This is a genomic window from Novosphingobium sp. (genome assembly GCF_049240505.1).
GTDB lineage: Bacteria > Pseudomonadota > Alphaproteobacteria > Sphingomonadales > Sphingomonadaceae > Novosphingobium.
In genome coordinates, this window is sequence record NZ_JBMLSM010000234.1 from 65,785 (window position 1) to 84,813 (window position 19,029).

The following is a 19,029-nucleotide window of genomic DNA, read 5'->3' on the forward strand; positions in this document are numbered from 1 at the left end:
AGACGCCGGTTTGCACTGCTAGAGGAGCGCCATGACCGTCCATCTCGACAGCACCCTTGCGTGGAAGAGCGCCACACGCCTCGTTTCTGCCAACCGCGACATGCTGATGGCAATTGCGGGGGTCTTTTTCCTGCTGCCAAGCCTGGCCTTTTCGGTTTTCGTGCCAGAACCGCAGATGCCGCCCGGCACGCCACCACGGGCCATGATGGAAATGCTGACCGAAGCATGGACCGCTTCGCTGCCGCTTCTGGTAATTGTCACGCTGCTGCAAATGGCAGGAACGGTTACGATGTTGATCGTCATGACCGACCGGACAAGACCGACTGTAGGCCAAGCCATTCATCGGGGTTTTCTGGCACTTGGGCCATATGTGCTGGCGCAGATCATAGTCGGTGGCGCGCTGGGCACGGGTTTCCTGCTGCTGGTAAGCGCAGCGGCGTTGACCGGCCAGCAGGCCATCGCTGCCGTAGTCATCATCGGCGCATTCATTGCGATGATCTGGTCGAGCCTGCGCATGGCCTTGGTCGCACCAGTGCTGGCGATCGAGGCGGAGCGCAATCCGATCAATGCGCTCAAGCGATCCTGGGCGCTGACCAGCGGCAATTCAGGACGATTGCTCGCCTTCTTTGTGCTGGCCGGGCTGCTGTTCGCGGTGGTTTACGGACTTGCCATGATGTTGGTGGGCGTGGTGCTGGTGCTCACGACAGATGGCAGCGTTCAACAGGTGTTGACGGCAGCGGTATCAAGCTCGATCACCGCAGGCGCGCTGGTCTATTTCGTGGCAATGCTGGCAGCGGTATACCGCCAGCTTGCCGGAGAAACCGCCGAAGAGATCGGCGATATCTTCGGCTGAAGTGCTGAAGTGCTGAAGTGCTGAAGGTTTATTCCTTCCAGCCCCAGCTGATCACGCAGGGCGGCACGTTGACTGGTTCGAAACCCTTGTCGATCCGGCGGAAGAACTGGCCCATCAGATCGCGCGCACGCGCGGTGTACTGATAGACGAGAAATGCGCCGCCGGGACGCAGCACGCGGTGCGTTGCCCCCATGATTGCCGGCCCCACACCTTCGGGCAGGTTCGAGAACGGCAGGCCCGACAGCACATAATCGGCATGTTCGAAACCGTTGGCGCGGACGATTTCCTCGACATCGGTGGCCGATCCGTTCACCGCGATGAAGCGGCTGTCACCGATGGTCTTCTGCAGATACTCGATGAAATCGGGATTGGTGTCGATCACGATCAACCGGCCATCGCGGCGCAGCTTTTCCAGAACCGGGCGGCAGAACGTACCCACGCCAGGGCCATATTCCACGAACAGGCGGCACTCTTCCCAGTCCACGACCGAGAGCACGCGCTCAATCGTGCGGTTCGACGACGGCACGATCGCCCCGACCATAGCGGGATGTTTGAGAAAGCCTTTGAAGAAGATTCCGGCTGGGCCGAGCAGGCGTTCTGCCTTGCGCTTGGCCCGCTGGATAAGGGGCTGGCGCGCAACCTGGGTCGAAGTCATTGCAGGAAGATGTCCTCTGCCGGTCTTGATGACCCATGCGGGTCGCAAATTTGTCACGCCATTGCAAGCATTGACCACCACGCCTACCCCAAGAGAAAGAACCAGTCGTGGAAATGTAACGGGATCGGACATGAACGAAGGGCCAATCCGTCTACCGAGAGAGCGCATGGCGCTGCTTTTTGCCGTGATGCTGGTAACGGCGGCAGGCAACACGGCGATGCAATCGGTCATGCCTTCGATCGGCACCAGACTGGGGATTGCCGATGTATGGGTGAGCCTTGCCTATTCATGGTCGGCGCTGCTGTGGGTCATGCTCGCCCCGTTCTGGGCACGGCGATCGGACCGGCGCGGGCGCAAGGCGATGATGGCGCTGGGCGTCACGGGCTTTATCCTGTCGTTCACGCTGTGCGGCATGATTCTTCATTTCGGATTGGATGGCTGGTTCAGCGCAGCCTTCACCATGATCCTGTTTGCCCTGGCACGATCCTTTTATGGCTTGCTCGGTTCAGCCGCACCTCCCGCCGTTCAGGCCTATGTTGCCAGTCGCACCGGACGGGCAGAGCGTACCAAGGCTTTGTCGCTGGTCGCATCAAGTTTTGGTCTGGGCACTGTCCTTGGCCCGGCCTTGGCACCGTTGATGATCCTGCCGGGTCTGGGACTGGTGGGGCCATTCGCCGTCTTTGCGATAATGGGTGTGATCGTGCTGGTGTTGCTGCGCACCCGGCTTCCTGATGATGATCCCCGCTTTGCCGCGCGCGGCGAGGTGATGGCCGCGCCATTCAGCGCATCGTCGAACCCCCGCATCGTTGAAGACCATCCCGACGGATCGCCCGACGAACTGCCCGCCGCCGAACCGCAGCATTCCGGCACGGACCGGCTGCGCTGGTCGGATCGCCGCCTGCGCCCCTGGTTACTGGCAGGGCTGATCGGCGGCCATGCGCAAGCGATGGTGCTGGGCGTGATCGGCTTTCTCCTGTTGGACCGGCTTGGCCTACGCGGCGACCCTGATGCGGGCGCAGGGCCGGTCGGCCTTGTTCTGATGGCAGGCGCAGTGGCGACGCTGCTGGCGCAGTGGGGCCTTATTCCCATGCTCGCCCTCGGGCCGCGCACTTCGACCCTGTGGGGCATGTGCCTTGCCGCGCTCGGCATCCTGCCGATCGCCATAGGCAAGGATTTGCACACCATTGCGGTCGGTTTTGCCATCGCATCGCTGGGCTTCGGACTGTTCCGCCCCGGATTCACGTCTGGCGCAAGCCTTGCCGTCAGCCCGCGCGAACAGGGTCAGGCGGCGGGCGTGGTCGCCTCGGTCAACGGCGCAGCCTATATTGCAGCTCCGGCCATTGGCGTGTGGCTCTACAACCATTCGAACTGGCTGGCATGGAGTATCATGGAAGCACTGGCGATCTCGGTGGTGGTGCTCAGCGCCTTGTCGATGCGCAAAGACCCGGCGTGAGACCTATCCTCATGCTTGCAAACCTCGCCGATTGAAGCCAAGCGGCCCGCGTCATGCCGCCCCCAAGTTCACCAGACTCTTCATCTTCGTCAGACTCTTCAGGGTCGCAGAGGGTCATTGCGCGCGGAGCCGGTTCGAACGCGCTGAGTTTCGTGATCCGCTTCGCCGCGCGGGCAGGATTTCTCTATGTCGGCGCGCGGCTCTATGGCGCGGCGAATTACGGCGTGTTCACGATGGCCAGCGCAATGGTTGAACTGGCCGTGCCCGTCGCCAGCCTTGGCCTGAAGCGCATGATCTTCCCGTGGCTGGAAGAGGAAACCTCTGCCGCGCACGGCAGGCTGGCCACACACGTTCTGCTTGATGCGCTGCTGCTGGCCATGCTTACGGGGGCAGCCGTATCGCTGGCGATAATTGGCGGCGTTCTGCTGTTACCGGAAGGTGCAATATCCGAAGCGTTGCGCCTTGCCATTATGCTGCTGGCCCCCGCAGTGCTTGGCCAGATCACAGGCGACATCGCACTGGCGGCAACGCGCTGGACGCACAAGATGCGCTACGAAGTTGTCGGGCGCGGCCTGGTGGAACCCTATGCGCTGACCGGCGTGGCGCTGGTGGCATGGGAATTGGGCCTGCAGGACACTGGAATGCTGCTCGGCTACTGGGCAGGATCGATTGCGCTGGCGGTATTTTCAGTGTGGAGCGCGCGGCATTGCCTTGGTTCGCTGCACCTGCGGCGCTGGCGCCCTTCGCCAGCCGCGCTTTTGCAGCGCGCGCGCGCGCTCGTCCCCGCAAGCGGCAGCGATTTCCTGACCACGCTGGCGCAGCGCATAGACCTCTATCTCGTCGGCTTCCTGCTCGGCGACGCACCTGCAGGTGTTTATGGCGTGCTGCGCCAGTTGCGCACGCCGATCCTGCAAGTGCGGCAGGCGTTCGACGGCATCCTGACCCCGCTGACCGCGCGCACCATGCGCAGCGACGGCGATGTGGTGACCGGCGAGGCGACCGCCGCCGCCACGCGCGTGGTGCTGACGCTGCAACTGGGCGTCGTGCTGATGATGGCCGCAACGGGCGATCTGCTGCTGAGACTGTTCGGTGTGGGCCAGTCCGGTGCCTATGCCGCGCTGCTGGCGATGGTTCTGGCCGAAACTGTCAACGGCGCATTCGGGGTGTCGGAACTGATTCTCTACTATCGCCGCCCCGCACTGGCCTTGCAGGTAAACCTGATCCTGATCGCGGTGGCAGGCCTTGGCATTCCCCTGCTGACGCCCGATTACGGAATCGTAGGGGCGACCGTAGCCATGCTGATCGCCGCGCTGTTCGCTGCAGGCCTTCGCCGCCATTGGCTCGTCGGTCTGGGGGTAAAGCCACCCCTGCTCCATGCTGCCCTGCCGATTATGGGAGCGAGCATGGCCGTGATCATCGGACAGCAATGTGCGCGGGCTATGCCGCAAAGCGCCCCAACCGCCGTTCAAGATGCAGCGCCTGCCGTAATCGCGCTGGCGCTCTATACGGCGTTCGTGTTGGTCTGGCGCAAGCTGCGCCCCGGTGTTCTTTCGCTTGACCGCTACAGGGTTGGTTAGAGCACTTTCCGACCAATCTGGATCATCGTGATTGCGATAGGAAGCTCGCTGGCAAGGCGCAGCGTGCAGCAGGGGCTGGTTGCCCCTGCAAGCGATGCAACGCTGTCCAGCGAGCTTCCTATCGCAACCGCAAAGCGGCGGGCCGAATTTGTTCCAGCGCAGCGTTGCTCGTCAGTCACAATGCAACAGCATTGCTCCTTCCTCGCGCCTCGCCCTGAAACAAATTCGGCTCCGTCACGGTGAACCAGATTGGTCGGAAAGTGCTCTAGAGTCGCGAAGCTGTCCTCACTGCGGCGCGATTGTGCAACTGGACCGAGATCAGCAGCAGCACGTTCAGGATCACGGCCTGATAGAAGAAATACCACACGGGGCTGCCCGCGATCATCGACAGTCCCAGAACGATGGCGCGGGGGTTTGGCCCAAGCAGCTTGAGAAAATCGAGAAGCGGCTTCTGTTCGCGCGCCACTTCGGCCCGGATCGCCGCAAGCGCGGTGTCATCGCCCGTTGCCATCGCTGCGCCAACCGCCGCGTCGATCTGCCGGGCGTGGGGCGTCATACCGGCGGCAAGATAGAGATATCCGCGTGCAATCGGCTCGAACACCTTGGCGAAAACCCCGCCCGAACCGAACAGGCCGGTGCTGTTCTCCTTAGAATTGTTCAGCCACGGCACGCCATAGGTCCAATACTGGTAGAATCGGCGCTGCACCTCGACATGATTCGACTGGATGATGTGCGAGACGCCCGCAGCCACCGTCCATGCCCACGCCTGCCCCGCACCCACTTGCCGGGTCAGCACGAAGGCGAGCAGCACGTAAACCACGATATGGCTGGCGTAATCGCAGATACCGTCAACCATCTCACCGATGGGGCTTGATCTGCCAGTGATCCGCGCCAGATCGCCATCGGCACCATCCACCACATGCCAGCTCATATGCAGCGCCATGCCCAGCAGCGCCCCCCACGGCCAGCCGAGCGGCCAGGTGCCTCCAGTAGCGTCCATGTTGAAATAGACGAGACCCGCCGCCACCACCAGCAGCCCACCGAATACCGAAACCATGTTGGGTGTCAGCGGCGTATGTGCGAGCAGCCGCGCCAGCCGCCACGCCAGCGGGTGGTAGAGGTGAAAGTTCAGGCGATCCTGCATTTCACGCGGACGTTTGGGGCGCTCTATCGTCCCTGTCCGTTTTGCCACGTTCACCCTTGCCATCCCTCTTCGAAAGCCGTCTTGGCGCGACCGGTAGCGGTGTCTATAGGCCGAGGAAAGTGCCGATGGCGCACACTATAAGGCAGACGCGCTTGGGTAATCCGTTTTTCGTCGCGATTCCAGCCAGTTCCTTTCTGAAACGCCGCATCGGCGGGATCACCGGAATCGCGCGTGGAGTCATTCTTGCAGACCTTGCGGGCGCAAGCGGCGTCTTCGTAATCTCTGATCGAGCGATTGAGGAAGACTGGCGCAAAAGCTTTGCCCTGCGCGCGCGACCTCTTCCGCAAGTCACCATCGTTGCCTCTGCCGAGCAGCTTCCCCCCGGCACCGCGATACTGCCCGCCGAAGCCTTGCCAACGAAGCCCGCACTCGAAGCATTGGCCATCGATCCAACGCTGAATCTGGCTCTTGGGGATCCCAGGCTCGTGCGCGAAAAGAGCGATCATGCAACTGTCATGGCGCTGCTGCGCGCCACGCTGAAATCCACCGAAGGGCCGGTTGGACGCTGGATCAACCGGCCCATCTCGTTCCGCATATCGGCACTTGCGCTCAAGCTCGGCATCGGCCCCGATCCGATCACCTGGTTCACGCTGATGCTGGCGATGGTCATGGCGATCGTCCTTGGGCAGGGCGGCGTTGAATGGCTCGCACTGGGTGGACTGCTGTTCCAGATCGTGTCGGTTACCGATTGCGTCGATGGCGATATCGCGCGAGTCTCATGGGCGATGAGCAGGCGCGGCGCGCTGCTTGATACCGCCTGCGACACCGTGGCGAATTTCGGCTTCGTTATCGGCCTGATGACCGGCGTGGTGCGCACCTATGGCATTGAATATGCGTGGATCGCACTGGCCTGCGTGGTGCTGCTGCTGTGCGGAATAACGGCGATGACCATTCTCCTCCGGCTTGGCCCCAAACGCGGCAGCTTCGATGTGCTGCGCGCCGCTCTCACACGCAGGCTGGAAGGGCGGCCTGTGCTGCAATCGGTCACGCTGACGGTAGAACGGCTGTTCAAGCGCGATGTCTATGTGCTTGTCGCCTGCTGTTTCTGCTTGGCGGGTCTGGCTTGGGTACTGCCGGGTATGCTGCTGGGCGGACTGTGCATCTGGCTGGGCGCAGTGGCATGGTGTGCGCCGCTGATCGCCGCCGACAGCGAAGGGTTGCTGCTGCCGCCCCATATGCGCCAGTTGTAGGGCTTACTGGAAGGCTCGACTGTAAGACTGGCGTAACTGAAAGCCGCCAAAGTCCGGCCCCCCTCTTGCAGGATGCAGAAGGTTCCCCCAAATTGGTGGCGACTAGTCCGCAACCGGGAACCGAGGCACATAATGATTGGCGTGATCCTGGCTGCGGGCCGCGGAAGCAGGCTCGGCGATGCGACCGAGTCCCTGCCGAAGCCGCTGATGGCCGTGGCCGGGCGGACTTGCCTCGACTTTGCGATCGAAGCCCTGCTGGCTGTGACAAGCGATGTGGTCGTCGTGACCGGATACCGTGCAGAGTTGATCGAACAGCACATCGCCCGCGAATGGCCAACAGCCCCGGTGCGCACCGTGCGCAATGCGCTGCTCGAAGCGGGCAACCTCACCTCGCTCGGCGCAGCGCGGCCGCTGATGGGGCATAATGCGTTCGTCCTGACCAATGCCGACCACCTTTTCCCCGGTACGATGTATACGCGCCACTTTGTGCCCGCTGAAACCGGGATCGGCATCGCCTGCGAACGGGAACGCCCTGTGCTGCCCGACGAGATGAAGGTGATCGAGAAGGACGGCCTGCTCGTAGAGATATCCAAGACGCTGCCCCGCTATGATGGTGCCTACATCGGCACGACCTTTGTTTCGCAAGACAGCGTGCAGACCTATTGGGACGCGTTCGATCGGGTTCTCGCCAGCCAGGACATCGCCACCGCTTCGGTCGAGATGGTGCTGCACGAACTGGCGCGTGATTCCGCCAGCGCGCCGCAAGTCTGCTGGATTTCAGGGCTCAAGTGGTTTGAAGTGGACACGCCAGAAGATCTGGCCGTTGCGCGTGAAAGCCTGACCGCATGATGCAAAGTGCAACGGCCTTTTCGCAAAGCGATAGTGCCGATATCCCCGTAAAGCTGCTGGTGTTCGATCTCGACGGCACGCTTGTGCCCACGATGGAAGACTACGCAGACCGCGCCGCGCAACTCATGGAAGAAGCGTTCGGCACGCCCTTTGCCGAAGCGCGCCATTCCTATTTCGCAACATCGGGCCTGCCTTTCGAACGCCAGTTGCGCCAGCTTTATCCCGCGCAGGAAACCGATCCTGTCGCGGAACAGTTTGAAGCGTGGAAGGATGGCTATCTCGCCGGAATAGCCATCGCGCCCGAGACGGCGGCACTGCTCGAAAGCTGGCGCAAGGTCGGGCTTCTGGTGACGATCTCCTCCAACAATCTCGAAGCTTACGTCGACCGCCTGGCACGGGATTGGCCGGTCGATTGCGCACTGGGTTATCGTGCCGCGCAAGGCAGCGATTCCGGCTTTGCCAAGGGCGAGGCGCATTTCCGCGCGCTTGAACATCGCTTCGGTATCGATCGCTCGGAGTTTCTGTTCACCGGAGATTCACCGAACGACGCCCACATCGCCGCTGCGGCCGGGGTGCGGTTCCGTGCCTTGCTGACGAGTGCGTTTAGCGCGCACGATTTCGATAAGGCTGTGCCGGGCACCCGCACGCTGTCCTCGCTTGCTGAACTTGGTGGCGTTTTTGCCACGGTTTCGGCAAACGGGTAACAGGGAGCGGAAACCTAGCGGAAACGCACTATCGCGTGCAGCATTTTTCCGTTAAGGGCCGCGTCCCATCGGAAGATGCTGTCTCTTGCGCGCCTGCCTGTCAGTGCTGCGCAGGGCACAGGGTGCGGATGTGGAACGGGCAAAACGGGATCGGTGCTGCCGAACCGACTTGCACTTCCGCATGACCAACTGAGGAATCGGCTTGCATTCGATGGCATTTCGGTATTTTGAGGCAGTTTGATTACAGTCGCTCTGATGCGCCTGTCTGATAGGGATCGTTATTCATGAAGCCAATCAAGGTCGCCGTGATCGGCGTGGGCAACTGCGCTAGCTCGCTGGTGCAGGGTGTAGCCTACTATCGCAACAACAATTCGTCGCAGGGCCTCATCCACGACCGCATTGGCGGATATGGCGCCGGTGACGTCGATTTCGTGCTCGGCGTCGATGTCGATGCGCGCAAGGTCGGCAAGGATATCGCCGAAGCCATCTTCGCAGCACCGAACAACACCACTGTGTTCCAGACCAACGTACCGATGACGGGTGCAAAGGTCGTGATGGGCCGCGTGTCCGATGGCGTTGCCGCACACATGACTTCGGTCGGTGAAAAGGGCTTCATCGTGGCAGACCAGCCCGAAGCCACGCAGGCCGATATCGTCAAGGCTCTGAAGGATTCGGGCGCTGAAGTTCTGCTCAACTTCCTCCCCGTCGGGTCGCAGGAAGCTACCGAATTCTACATGGAATGCGCGCTTGAAGCTGGCGTCGCAGTCGTCAACTGCATGCCCGTGTTCATCGCTTCGACCCCGGAATGGGAAGCCAAGTTCCGTGAAAAGCGCATCCCGATCGTGGGTGACGACATCAAGGCACAGGTTGGCGCAACCATCGTCCACCGCGTCCTGTCGAGCCTGTTCGCTGCGCGCGGCGTCAATGTCGAGCGCACGTATCAGCTCAACACCGGCGGCAACACCGATTTCATGAACATGCTCGACCGTCAGCGTCTGGGCAGCAAGAAGGAATCGAAGACCGAAGCGGTGCAGGCCATGCTTGCGACTCGCCTGGAAGACGAAAACATCCACGTTGGCCCTTCGGACTACGTTCCTTGGCAGAAGGACAACAAGCTGTGCTTCATCCGCATGGAAGGCCAGCAGTGGGGCAACGTTCCCATGAACCTCGAACTTCGCCTCTCGGTCGAAGACAGCCCCAACTCGGCAGCTTGCGTCATGGACGCAATCCGTTGCTGCAAGGTTGCGCTTGATCGTGGTGAAGGCGGTGCGCTGATCGGTCCGTCGGCCTATTTCTGCAAGCACCCGCCGCAGCAGTTCAACGATGACGTTGCCGCACAGATGGTCGAGGAATATGCCTCGGTCGAAAAGCTGGCAGCCGAATAAGCGAAGCACTTCGCGCAGCAGATTGGGGCCGACCGGACGGATGTCTGGTCGGCCCTTTTCTTTTAGGCGCGAAACCTCTAACGGGAGCGCCGTCATGGACGCCCTGATCATCGCCGCAGGTTTCGGCAGCCGCTTGGCTGACCTATCGCCATCAAAACCGCTTACGCCGGTTGCGGGGGTGCCGCTGATCGAAATCGGCGTGCGTCAGGCCATGCTCGCCGGGATCACCCGCGTTGTCGTGGTCACCGGCCATCATGCCGACATGCTCGAAACCTTTCTGGCCGAACTGTCGCTTCGCGTCGGCGTGGAAATCGTGCCCGTTCGTCTGACCAACTGGTCCACACCTAATGGCCATTCGGTCATGGCCGGGTCAACGCGGTGTGACGGCAATTATCTGCTGATGATGGCCGATCACATGTTCGACGCCGATATCCTTGCACGCCTGATGCTGGAAGATCGGCCCACGCGCGGCGTCACGCTGGCGGTGGACCGCCGGGTAGACAATCCGCTGGTCGATCCTGAAGATGCGACATGGGTCAAGATGGACGGTGATGGCCGGATCACGGCTATCGGCAAGACTATCGCACCTTACGATGCGGTCGATTGCGGGGCTTTCCTTGCCACGCCCGAACTGGCTCTCGCCATCCGCGATGCCATTGCCGATGGCAAGTCAGGCAGCCTTTCAGACGGGATGCAGCGCCTTGCCGACGCTGGTCGCGCCGGAACGATGGATATCGACGAAGCCTGGTGGATGGACGTCGACGATCCACGCGCACACGCGCTGGCCGAAGAGCTGGCCCCCTGGCATCTCGCGCAGACATTCGCCGCTATTGGCGTTCCTGCAGGCGAGTGAGATTGGGGAGCGCGAAGGCTCCCCTTGCCCGATCATGGATATTTGAGGTGAATCCGGGTCGAAAGGCCCGACTTCGAGATGTTCAGCCGCACCGAACGAAACGACGGAATGCTCGCGATCGTCGGCGGGTTGTTGGAAAAGCCGAAACCCTCTTCGGGCAAGCCAAGCACACCGCTACGCTTGATGTTCCGGCTTGCGTCCTCATCATGGTACACGGCCAGCGCATAGACGCCAGGCTTGGGCACGAAAAGGCACATGCGTGTTTCTGGCGCAGTCGCATCGACGCGGCCGACATACATCGAACCCTTCTTGACCAGGAACTTGCGCGGCTCATCCGCATAAAGCGTAACCGCCATGAGGCCATTGCCGTTACGCACGCCATCGACAGTCACGTTGATCCAGGTATCGCTTACCGGCCCGGCGCAGTTGGGCGCATTCGCGCTCGCCACGCTGCTCGCCCCGGTAAGAGCGGTGATCGCAGCGGCAAAAGCAGTGGCCGTGGCGTACCAACGTCTCGGCTTGTTCATATTCAAAAAGCCCCGAATTCGATGTGTCTGTTTGGGCGGCGCGTCCGCAAGGTTCGCCATGAACCTCGTTTATTACGCCAATGTTCCGCCCGTTTCCTCGGCGGCATACCGCCATATTGCTGCATCGTTAAGTACGATTCGCGCAGTGAACGCCCCCTGAACCCTTCCGCAACCCACAGTTCAGCGATAAACCGCCTCCGAACCGGGACATTCCGTGTGGATAAGCCGGTGCAAAATGCTTGTTACGCCGATTCGCGAAAGCTAAGCGAAATGGTGTGGGGTGGCCGTTTGCGGCACCGGTGCGTGTTGGGATGACCTGCCTCCGCTTGCAGGATAACGCCGCCCGATGACTCCGCTGATTTCACCCTCGATCCTTTCCGCCGATTTTTCGAAGCTGGGCGAAGAAGTTCGCGCAATCGATGCTGCGGGGGCAGACTGGATTCATGTCGATGTGATGGATGGCCATTTCGTGCCCAATATCACGATTGGCCCGATGGTGGTAAAGGCTCTGCGCCCGCACACGGCCAAGCCGTTTGACGTCCACCTGATGATCTCGCCGGTCGATGCCTACCTTCAGGCCTTTGCCGATGCCGGTGCCGATATCATCACCGTTCATCCCGAAGCCGGGCCGCATATTCACCGCACCGTTCAGGCGATCAAGGGACTGGGCAAGAAGGCTGGTGTTTCGCTCAATCCCGGAACGCCTGCCAAGATGCTCGATTATCTTATCGATGACGTCGATCTGGTCCTGATCATGAGCGTCAATCCCGGTTTTGGCGGTCAAAGTTTCATCTCCAGCCAGCTTCGCAAGATAGAGGCCGTGCGCAAGATGATCGATAAATCCGGTCGCCAGATTCATCTTGAGGTGGATGGCGGCGTGGATACCAAGACGATCCGCTCCTGCGTCGATGCCGGGGCCGATGTGCTGGTCGCCGGCACCGCTTCGTTCAAAGGTGGACCATCGCAATATGCGGCAAATATCGCAGCACTGAAGGCTTTGGGCTGATATGGCAGACAGCGGCTTCCCTCTTGTCGGAAGCCGCCCGGCGGCGGCCGGTTCACCACCGGCTATTCCGCTCAGTGCAACGCAGGAGGAACCGCTGGCCGAATCACTCGACAGTGCGCTGCCACTCGGCACAGCAACTCCGGCCATTGCAACCGACGCGACCGCAATGGAACCGGGTGTGGTCGAGCCGGGCCGGGCACTGGCGCTTGCCGATTTCACGCCACCGGCGCTGGGAACTGGGGACAGGCTGGTTCGCTTCGCCTACAGCCTCGGTCTGCCCGCCAGCGCAATTCATCCGTTCCGCAAACGCGCCAAAACACGGCTGACAGCCACGGTCCTGCCGCCACTGGCTGGCGATGCCGCCGCGGGCAAAGCTCTGCGTGCGGGGCACTTCCTCGTCTATGGCTTCAAATCAGCCATTGCCGACACCGCCTTTTCCGGCCCGCGCCTGCCGCCACCGTTCGAACGCATGGTCCACGGCTTCCGCTGGTTGCGCGATCTCGAATGTGGCGGCACCCGCGCACAATGCGCACAAGTGGCAGAGCGGATTCTTGCCACATGGCTCGCTGCCAATCCCAAGCCCGATCCCACCCCTGCTTGGGATATCGGAAATGTCGGCCACAGGCTGCTCAACTGGATGGTTCACGCGCCCCTGCTCCTGTCCGGGCAGGATCGCACGTTCCGCAATCGCATTCTCCATACGATCGAGGATACCGCACGCTGGCTTGATCGCCGCGTCACCAAGGCGGATGACAGGCTTGCCGAGGTTGCAGGCTGGTGCGGCCTTGTGGCCACCGGCCTGATCATGGCCGACGGCAAATCGCGCAGACTTTATGCCGAAGCCGGCCTGGTGCGCGCCCTGGGTGAACTGGTCAGCGATGATGGCGGTGTCCTTTCACGCAGCCCGGTTTGCCAGATCGAAGCAATAGAACTGCTGATCGCGCTGCGCGCCTGCTACGAAGCCGTGCGCGAAGAGCCCCTGCCCCAGATCCAGACCATGCTTGCACTGCTTGTCCCGCCGCTGCTGGCGCTGCTGCATGGCGATGGCGCGCTGGGCAACTGGCAGGGTTCAGGCGCTGTTTCAGCGGACCAGATCGAAGCACTGGTCAAAGCCAGCGGCGTGCGGACTCGCCCCTTACGCGATGCGCGCCAATGGGGATATCAGCGCGCCACCGCGGGAAAGGCGGTTTTGCAGTTCGATGCAGGTCCACCGCCAGTTGCCCGCCACGCCCGCGATGGCTGCGCATCGACGCTGGCGTTTGAATTCAGCCACGGCATGGACCGCCTGATCGTCAACTGTGGCGGTGCAGCCTTTGCGGGCGGCATGATCCCGCTGCGGCTTGAACAGGGATTGCGCGCCACCGCTGCGCATTCCACGCTGACGATCGACGATTTCAATTCAACGGCCGTATTGATCAACGGGCGCATCGGTTCGGGCGTGTCCGAAGTCGAAGTCGATCGCCGCACCCTTTCCGCCGATGCCAGCGGTCCCACTGGTGCAGGTGGCGGGGCGACACGGATCGAAGCCAGCCACAACGGCTACGTCAGCCGCTACGGTCTGGTTCACCGCCGCATCCTGATCCTGCGTGATGACGGAACGGAGCTGCGCGGCGAAGACCTGCTCGTGCCTTCGGGTCGCAAGGGCAAGCGCGGGACCATCGGTGTTGCCTTGCGCTTCCATCTCGGCCCGCATATCGAGCTGGCCGCCAGCACGGACGGGAAAGGTATAACGCTTGCCCTGCCCGACGGCAGCCTTTGGCAATTCCGGTCTGGCCGCGATCCGATCTCGGTCGAGGAAAGCCTCTGGGCAGATGGTCAGGGACGACCTGTTGGCACGCGCCAGCTTGTCGTCACCGCCAAGGTTCCCCGCAGCGGAGAAAGCTTCTCCTGGCTGCTCAAGAAGATGCGCTAAAACAGGAAATCCTAAGTGAGCGAAGTGATCATCAAGCGGGCACTGCTTTCGGTGTCCGACAAATCGGGCCTTATCGATCTGGGCAAGGCGCTCAGCGCCCGCGGCGTCGAACTGCTTTCTACCGGCGGCACCGCCAAGGCCCTGCGAGAAGCTGGCCTTGTGGTGAAGGACGTGTCCGAACACACCGGCTTCCCCGAAATGATGGATGGCCGCGTCAAGACGCTTCACCCCATGATTCATGGCGGACTGCTGGCCGTGCGCGACAATCCCGAACATGCCGCCGCAATGGCCGAACATCAGATCGGCGCGATCGATCTGGTCGTCGTCAACCTCTACCCCTTCGAAGCAACGGTAGCCAAGGGCGCGGACCGTGACGAGGTGATCGAGAACATCGACATCGGCGGCCCATCGATGGTGCGCTCTGCCGCGAAGAACCACGAATACGTCACCATCGTCACCGATCCTGCGGACTATGCCGGGCTTCTGGCTGAACTGGAAAGCAGCAACGGTGCTACCAGCCTTGCGTTCCGCCGCCTGATGGCCGCCCGCGCATTTGCCGCAACCGCAACCTACGACAGCATGATCAGCCAGTGGTTCGCCTTTGCCGACCAGCAGCAGATGTTCCCGGAAACGCTGGCCGTGATCGGCAAGCGCGTCGAGGAACTGCGCTATGGTGAGAATCCGCACCAGAAGGCCGCGCTCTATGTGCCGCGCGGTCCTTTCGGAAAGGGCATCGCGCAGGCCGAACAGATTCAGGGCAAGGAACTGTCCTACAACAACTACAACGATGCCGATGCCGCGTTCGAACTGGCCGCCGAATTTCGCGGGCAGGAACCGGCAGTGGTCATCGTCAAGCACGCCAACCCGTGTGGCGTTGCACAGGCTTCGAACCTGCTCGACGCATGGCAGGGCGCGCTTGCCTGTGACGATGTTTCGGCCTTCGGTGGTATCGTAGCCACAAACGTGCCGCTCGATGGCCCAACAGCGAACGCGATCTGCGAGATCTTCACCGAAGTCGTAATCGCGCCTGCAGCCGATGATGCGGCAAAGGAAGCCTTCGCCCGCAAGAAGAACCTGCGCCTGCTGCTGACCGGCGATCTGCCCGATCCGCGCCGCGGGGGGCTGATGGTCAAGCCGATCACCGGCGGCCTTCTGGTCCAGAGCCGCGACAACGGCGTCGTCTCGCTTGATGACCTGAAGGTCGTGACCAAGCGCCAGCCGACCGAGCAGGAGCTGAAGGATTGTCTTTTCGCATGGACGGTGGCCCGCCACGTCAAGTCCAACGCGATCGTCTATGCCAAGGACGGCGTCACCGCAGGCATCGGCGCTGGCCAGATGAACCGCCGCGATTCGAGCCGCATCGCCGCGATGAAAGCAGCCGAAGCAGCCGAAAAGTTTGCATGGACGCAATCACGCACGGTCGGTTCGGCGGTTGCATCGGATGCCTTCTTCCCCTTCGCTGACGGATTGCTCGCAGCGGTTGAAGCGGGCGCGACCTGCGTGATCCAGCCCGGTGGCTCGATCCGTGACGAAGACGTCATTGCCGCTGCAGATGAAGCAGGCCTCGCAATGGTCTTCACCGGAATGCGCCACTTCCGCCACTGAGGCTCATACCAATGAAAAAGGGCCGGTTCCGCAATGGAACCGGCCCTTTTTCATGTCGCCAGGGCGGCGAAATCAACGGTAGAAAATGTGCCCATCGACCTTCGCCATGCGGGTCTTGCCCCAGCGCGGCGAAACATGCGTAGCGTGGAAGAACATCGCGCCTTCCACCGGGCTTTTCCACAAACCATCGTCGGCAATCTGCGCGATGCGCACGGCGGTTGCCCAGGCGCGGCTGTCGCGGTTGATCGCCGGCATGGAATGGCCACGAACAAACGAGAACTGCGAAGGCTGATAAACCACGCCGCAGTATGACGACGGGAAACGGCCCGAATTGGCGCGCGCCACGATCACGCGGCCCACTGCCAGCTGGCCAGCCAGCGATTCGCTCTTCGCTTCGAAGAACACCGCGCCGGCAAGGCACTCAAGCTCGTTCGAAAGCGTGGACGGAACTTCTGTTTCTGCAACCAGCTCGGCAAGCGAGGAAGCATCAGCTTCGCTGCTGTCGGCCGGGGCGTCCTGCTGCGCATTGGCGAGCGGCTGCACCACGGGCTGGGAGATAAAGGTCGCGGCAATGGCGACCGGAGCATTTATGCTCTGTGCGGCGGCGTGGGAACCGCCAGTGCTGAGAAGGGTTGTGATAAAGGTCGCAGCGAGGCTCAGCGTTGCTGCATATTTGAACTTGGTGCTCATTCCACGTCGTCATTGGGCGGTGAGCTTCCGGGCATGGCGCGGTGCCGGGCCGAAATTGCGGAATATTCCGCCTTCCGGTCAAACATCGAAGGGCCATGTCGGTTGCCCCCCGTCTGCGTGCCAATGCGGGTCAGCCCTCATGCCGCCCATCACCGCCTGCGCAAAATCGGTAGCGCGCCTTTAATGTTGCGCTGCGAAGAGTCAACCCGCGTTCAGGCTGTCGTCAGGTTGTCCCGGATGAAGCGTTCCCGGTCCGCGACAGTCAGTTCGACTATCCACACATCCGGATCCTGCCCACTTCGCCGCTGTAAGTAGTCATCAAAATCTGTTTTATTGTCAAATACTTGCACTCTGGATTCCTGCCATTTGCGGGCACCATCAAGCTGCGGCATCCGTTCGTAAAGAACACCAAGTCCCTGATTATCAACCAGAACAACAAGGACGGTGCCACCGTCCCGCTCGCCCTTGTGCAGCACCATGCCGAAGCCGCCCACGGCCTGAACCGCACGGATCAATCCGTTCACTTCGACATGTGCGGGAAGTCTGCCATCCATTCGCTTGGCCTGTCAGGCCAGCGCTGCGCGCAGGCCTGCGTTGTACCCATCAAGGCTGGACAGCGGAATGCGCGAACGCTGGAACGTACCCGTGCCGCGCCCCACTTCCTCGCCCTCTTCGTCGATCAACCGCGATTCCGCCACCAGCACACGCCGACGCCCGGAAATCCAGCGACCTTCGGCAATCACCCGACCTTCCCGGATCGGTTTACTGAAAAACAGGTTGAACGAAGTGGTCAGCAGGAAGCGGTCGGTAACCAGCGTGTTCGCTGCATAGAACGCCGCGTCATCGAGCATCTTGAAATATATCGTGCCATGCGCCGCGCCTGCGGCGTGAAAACACGAAGGCGTCACGTCGAAATGGATGCGCGCAACGCCTTCGCTGGTGATTTCCAGACGGGATTCAAACAACTGGTTGACCGGAGCAGAACCATAGAGGCCTTCAAGTGCCCGCCAATGAAGCGCAGCACTGTCGGCAGAGCCGCTCTCAGGCGGCATCGCGATCGATGACGTTGACCAGCAGACCATAAAGCGCTTCGGCATCGGGCGCGGCCACCAACCGTTCGTGCATCCGTTCATCGCGCATCAGGCGCGAAATCGCCGCCAGCGCCTGAAGATGTGATGCTCCTGCCTGCGTCGGTGAAAGCAGCCCGAACACACAATCCACCGGCATTCCATCAGCCGATGCGAACTCCACCGGATCGGTCAGTCTGAAGAATGCGGCAACCGGACGTTCCAGCCCATCAATCCGCGCGTGCGGAATGGCAACGCCCCGCCCGAAGCCCGTGCTCCCCAGCTTTTCACGCTCTTCGATCCCGTCGATTACCATACCAGCGTCGAGCGCATAGACAGACGCAAAGCAGGCGGCCAGATCGGCAAGGATCTGCTGCTTGGTGTCCGCGCGGATCACGCGCACCGCCTGTTGATCGAGGGTAAAGAGAGCCGACATAACGCCTGAAACGTATCACGTTAGTGCAAATGCACGGTGAATTGGGCCGCGCCATGCGCCCGAATGTCTGGCAAGGCAAGCGTAAAGCGTTTCGTCACATTCGGGAAAAATAACCGCACCGGGAGATGACTTCACATCTCCCGGCGCGCAGAGGGCATTACTTGGGTTCGACCCAGCCGATCGAACCGTCGCCACGGCGATAGACCATGTTGTGCGCGCCAGTGCCCGCATTCTTGAACAACAGCGCGTTGGTGTTGCGCAGATCGAGCATCATCACCGCGTCCGATACCGTTGCAGTAGGCACGTCGACGCGGGTTTCGGCAATGACCAGTGGTGCATCGGCAGGTTCTTCCTCACCCGCTTCGTCATGGACGAACACGGTGTAGGCAGCTTCCTGCGCTTCGAACGCTGCTTCGTCGGTCTTGCGGGCGTGATCGGCACCTTCATGCCGATCCTTGATGCGGCGGCGATAACGACGCAACTGCTTTTCGATCTTTTCGGCCGACTGGTCGAGCGCGATGTGTGCATCCTGCGCCACGGCGCTGCCCTTCAGGATCAGGCCCTGCGTCACATGCGTGACGATATCGCAGCGGAAACCACCGTGGGGCGCCTTACCCAAAGTCACGTGGCTGGAAAGCGCTCGGGAAAAGTGCTTATCGACGATGGCGCCAAGGCGCTCTTCGGCATGGGTCTGCAGCGCAGCGCCGGTATCGACCTGGTGTCCCGAAACGCGAATATCCATATCTCACTTCTCCTGTCATTCGGGCGAGCCGCCCCGATAACGCAGATCAGCCAGCGCCTTTCAGCGCGACCAGATCGGCTCGCTGAAACCCGCCATGAACTGGTCATGCCGGGCAAGCTCCTCGGCGCTCGCCACATGCGGGCGCGGGGAACGGTATGTGCGGGTGACGCTGCTGGTGACCGTCACGGTCTCCTGCGCCACGGTCACATCGGCTCTTGCGGCAATGTCTGCCGCCAGTTCAAGGCCGATCTGCCTACCGCCCATCAGCTCGACATAGAGCTGGGCGAGCAGTTCCGCGTCCAGTAGTGCCCCGTGCTTGGT

General features: G+C 61.7%; 19 protein-coding genes and 1 pseudogene. 11 read left to right on the forward strand and 9 right to left on the reverse strand.

Features of this window, described 5'->3' with window-relative positions; genetic code table 11:
• Positions 1 to 31: 31 nt before the first annotated feature.
• Positions 32 to 853 carry a hypothetical protein gene (locus tag ACOVQ0_RS19700; protein WP_421888562.1) on the forward strand — a complete coding sequence of 274 codons (822 nt, stop codon included), beginning with the start codon at positions 32 to 34 and terminating at the stop codon, positions 851 to 853.
• Positions 854 to 881: 28 nt separating this feature from the next.
• Here ACOVQ0_RS19700 and ACOVQ0_RS19705 read toward each other — a convergent pair whose 3' ends face one another.
• Entirely contained in the window at positions 882 to 1,508 is a 627-nt protein-coding gene (locus ACOVQ0_RS19705; protein WP_421888564.1) for a class I SAM-dependent methyltransferase, read from the reverse strand.
• Between the two features lie 166 nt (positions 1,509 to 1,674).
• On the opposite strand from ACOVQ0_RS19705, the gene ACOVQ0_RS19710 reads away from it, so the two are divergent.
• Positions 1,675 to 2,961 (forward strand): MFS transporter, encoded by a 1,287-nt coding sequence (locus tag ACOVQ0_RS19710; RefSeq protein WP_421888565.1) that lies wholly within the window; start codon positions 1,675 to 1,677, stop codon positions 2,959 to 2,961.
• Positions 2,962 to 3,113: 152 nt separating this feature from the next.
• Complete coding sequence (locus ACOVQ0_RS19715; RefSeq protein ID WP_421888567.1) at positions 3,114 to 4,538, forward strand: lipopolysaccharide biosynthesis protein; 1,425 nt, start codon at positions 3,114 to 3,116, stop codon at positions 4,536 to 4,538.
• 265 nt (positions 4,539 to 4,803) lie between these two features.
• On the opposite strand, the gene ACOVQ0_RS19720 is transcribed toward ACOVQ0_RS19715, so the two are convergent.
• Positions 4,804 to 5,736 (reverse strand): CDP-alcohol phosphatidyltransferase family protein, encoded by a 933-nt coding sequence (locus ACOVQ0_RS19720; protein ID WP_421888569.1) that lies wholly within the window; start codon positions 5,734 to 5,736, stop codon positions 4,804 to 4,806.
• A gap of 71 nt (positions 5,737 to 5,807) precedes the next feature.
• Here ACOVQ0_RS19720 and ACOVQ0_RS19725 point away from each other — a divergent pair, with 71 nt between their 5' ends.
• The 5 genes from ACOVQ0_RS19725 (at position 5,808) to ACOVQ0_RS19745 (ending at position 10,723) form a co-directional block, all read left to right on the forward strand.
• Positions 5,808 to 6,932, forward strand: a complete 1,125-nt coding sequence (locus ACOVQ0_RS19725) for a CDP-alcohol phosphatidyltransferase family protein (RefSeq protein WP_421888571.1) — start codon at positions 5,808 to 5,810, stop codon at positions 6,930 to 6,932.
• A gap of 132 nt (positions 6,933 to 7,064) precedes the next feature.
• Positions 7,065 to 7,781, forward strand: a complete 717-nt coding sequence (locus tag ACOVQ0_RS19730; RefSeq protein ID WP_421888573.1) for an NTP transferase domain-containing protein — start codon at positions 7,065 to 7,067, stop codon at positions 7,779 to 7,781.
• A complete protein-coding gene (locus tag ACOVQ0_RS19735) occupies positions 7,778 to 8,485 on the forward strand; it encodes an HAD family hydrolase (protein ID WP_421888575.1) in 708 nt (235 codons plus the stop codon). The genes ACOVQ0_RS19730 and ACOVQ0_RS19735 overlap by 4 nt, the downstream gene beginning before the upstream one ends.
• A 284-nt stretch (positions 8,486 to 8,769) precedes the next feature.
• A complete protein-coding gene (locus tag ACOVQ0_RS19740; protein ID WP_421888576.1) occupies positions 8,770 to 9,870 on the forward strand; it encodes an inositol-3-phosphate synthase in 1,101 nt (366 codons plus the stop codon).
• 94 nt (positions 9,871 to 9,964) lie between these two features.
• Entirely contained in the window at positions 9,965 to 10,723 is a 759-nt protein-coding gene (locus ACOVQ0_RS19745) for an NTP transferase domain-containing protein (protein ID WP_421888578.1), read from the forward strand.
• 32 nt (positions 10,724 to 10,755) lie between these two features.
• Here the strand turns inward: ACOVQ0_RS19745 and ACOVQ0_RS19750 are convergent, their stop codons facing one another.
• The gene (locus ACOVQ0_RS19750) at positions 10,756 to 11,250 is read right to left on the reverse strand and encodes a DUF2141 domain-containing protein (RefSeq protein ID WP_421888580.1); all 495 of its coding nucleotides are present in this window, start codon (positions 11,248 to 11,250) and stop codon (positions 10,756 to 10,758) included.
• A gap of 346 nt (positions 11,251 to 11,596) precedes the next feature.
• On the opposite strand from ACOVQ0_RS19750, the gene rpe reads away from it, so the two are divergent.
• Genes rpe through purH form a run of 3 tightly spaced genes read left to right on the forward strand, consistent with a single transcriptional unit; the run spans position 11,597 to position 15,773 of the window.
• Complete coding sequence (gene rpe / locus ACOVQ0_RS19755) at positions 11,597 to 12,256, forward strand: ribulose-phosphate 3-epimerase (protein ID WP_421888582.1); 660 nt, start codon at positions 11,597 to 11,599, stop codon at positions 12,254 to 12,256.
• Position 12,257: 1 nt separating this feature from the next.
• The gene (locus tag ACOVQ0_RS19760; RefSeq protein ID WP_421888583.1) at positions 12,258 to 14,168 is read left to right on the forward strand and encodes a heparinase II/III family protein; all 1,911 of its coding nucleotides are present in this window, start codon (positions 12,258 to 12,260) and stop codon (positions 14,166 to 14,168) included.
• Between the two features lie 15 nt (positions 14,169 to 14,183).
• Complete coding sequence (purH, locus tag ACOVQ0_RS19765) at positions 14,184 to 15,773, forward strand: bifunctional phosphoribosylaminoimidazolecarboxamide formyltransferase/IMP cyclohydrolase (RefSeq protein WP_421888585.1); 1,590 nt, start codon at positions 14,184 to 14,186, stop codon at positions 15,771 to 15,773.
• 72 nt (positions 15,774 to 15,845) lie between these two features.
• Here purH and ACOVQ0_RS19770 read toward each other — a convergent pair whose 3' ends face one another.
• The 6 genes and pseudogenes from ACOVQ0_RS19770 to ACOVQ0_RS19795 all read right to left on the reverse strand — a co-directional run.
• Entirely contained in the window at positions 15,846 to 16,463 is a 618-nt protein-coding gene (locus ACOVQ0_RS19770; RefSeq protein ID WP_421888587.1) for a cell wall hydrolase, read from the reverse strand.
• Between the two features lie 212 nt (positions 16,464 to 16,675).
• A complete protein-coding gene (locus ACOVQ0_RS19775) occupies positions 16,676 to 17,017 on the reverse strand; it encodes a DUF1491 family protein (protein WP_421888589.1) in 342 nt (113 codons plus the stop codon).
• Between the two features lie 12 nt (positions 17,018 to 17,029).
• A complete protein-coding gene (locus tag ACOVQ0_RS19780; protein WP_421888601.1) occupies positions 17,030 to 17,515 on the reverse strand; it encodes a PaaI family thioesterase in 486 nt (161 codons plus the stop codon).
• A complete protein-coding gene (locus tag ACOVQ0_RS19785) occupies positions 17,505 to 17,966 on the reverse strand; it encodes a PTS sugar transporter subunit IIA (RefSeq protein ID WP_421888591.1) in 462 nt (153 codons plus the stop codon). The genes ACOVQ0_RS19780 and ACOVQ0_RS19785 overlap by 11 nt, the downstream gene beginning before the upstream one ends.
• Positions 17,967 to 18,123: 157 nt before the next feature.
• The gene (gene hpf, locus ACOVQ0_RS19790; protein ID WP_421888593.1) at positions 18,124 to 18,708 is read right to left on the reverse strand and encodes a ribosome hibernation-promoting factor, HPF/YfiA family; all 585 of its coding nucleotides are present in this window, start codon (positions 18,706 to 18,708) and stop codon (positions 18,124 to 18,126) included.
• A 60-nt stretch (positions 18,709 to 18,768) separates the two neighbouring features.
• A pseudogene (locus ACOVQ0_RS19795) lies at positions 18,769 to 19,029 on the reverse strand (DNA polymerase III subunit epsilon); the annotation flags it as partial.

Coding starts and splice junctions, on each gene's coding strand:
- ACOVQ0_RS19740 (WP_421888576.1), top strand. CDS start 8,770: ATGAAGCCAATCAAGGTCGCCGTGATCGGCGTGGGCAACTGCGCTAGC.
- ACOVQ0_RS19730 (WP_421888573.1), top strand. CDS start 7,065: ATGATTGGCGTGATCCTGGCTGCGGGCCGCGGAAGCAGGCTCGGCGAT.
- hpf (WP_421888593.1), bottom strand. CDS start 18,708: ATGGATATTCGCGTTTCGGGACACCAGGTCGATACCGGCGCTGCGCTG.
- ACOVQ0_RS19700 (WP_421888562.1), top strand. CDS start 32: ATGACCGTCCATCTCGACAGCACCCTTGCGTGGAAGAGCGCCACACGC.
- ACOVQ0_RS19705 (WP_421888564.1), bottom strand. CDS start 1,508: ATGACTTCGACCCAGGTTGCGCGCCAGCCCCTTATCCAGCGGGCCAAG.
- rpe (WP_421888582.1), top strand. CDS start 11,597: ATGACTCCGCTGATTTCACCCTCGATCCTTTCCGCCGATTTTTCGAAG.
- ACOVQ0_RS19775 (WP_421888589.1), bottom strand. CDS start 17,017: ATGGATGGCAGACTTCCCGCACATGTCGAAGTGAACGGATTGATCCGT.
- ACOVQ0_RS19710 (WP_421888565.1), top strand. CDS start 1,675: ATGGCGCTGCTTTTTGCCGTGATGCTGGTAACGGCGGCAGGCAACACG.
- ACOVQ0_RS19760 (WP_421888583.1), top strand. CDS start 12,258: ATGGCAGACAGCGGCTTCCCTCTTGTCGGAAGCCGCCCGGCGGCGGCC.
- ACOVQ0_RS19735 (WP_421888575.1), top strand. CDS start 7,778: ATGATGCAAAGTGCAACGGCCTTTTCGCAAAGCGATAGTGCCGATATC.
- ACOVQ0_RS19745 (WP_421888578.1), top strand. CDS start 9,965: ATGGACGCCCTGATCATCGCCGCAGGTTTCGGCAGCCGCTTGGCTGAC.
- ACOVQ0_RS19785 (WP_421888591.1), bottom strand. CDS start 17,966: ATGTCGGCTCTCTTTACCCTCGATCAACAGGCGGTGCGCGTGATCCGC.
- ACOVQ0_RS19750 (WP_421888580.1), bottom strand. CDS start 11,250: ATGAACAAGCCGAGACGTTGGTACGCCACGGCCACTGCTTTTGCCGCT.
- ACOVQ0_RS19770 (WP_421888587.1), bottom strand. CDS start 16,463: ATGAGCACCAAGTTCAAATATGCAGCAACGCTGAGCCTCGCTGCGACC.
- ACOVQ0_RS19725 (WP_421888571.1), top strand. CDS start 5,808: ATGGCGCACACTATAAGGCAGACGCGCTTGGGTAATCCGTTTTTCGTC.
- ACOVQ0_RS19780 (WP_421888601.1), bottom strand. CDS start 17,515: ATGCCGCCTGAGAGCGGCTCTGCCGACAGTGCTGCGCTTCATTGGCGG.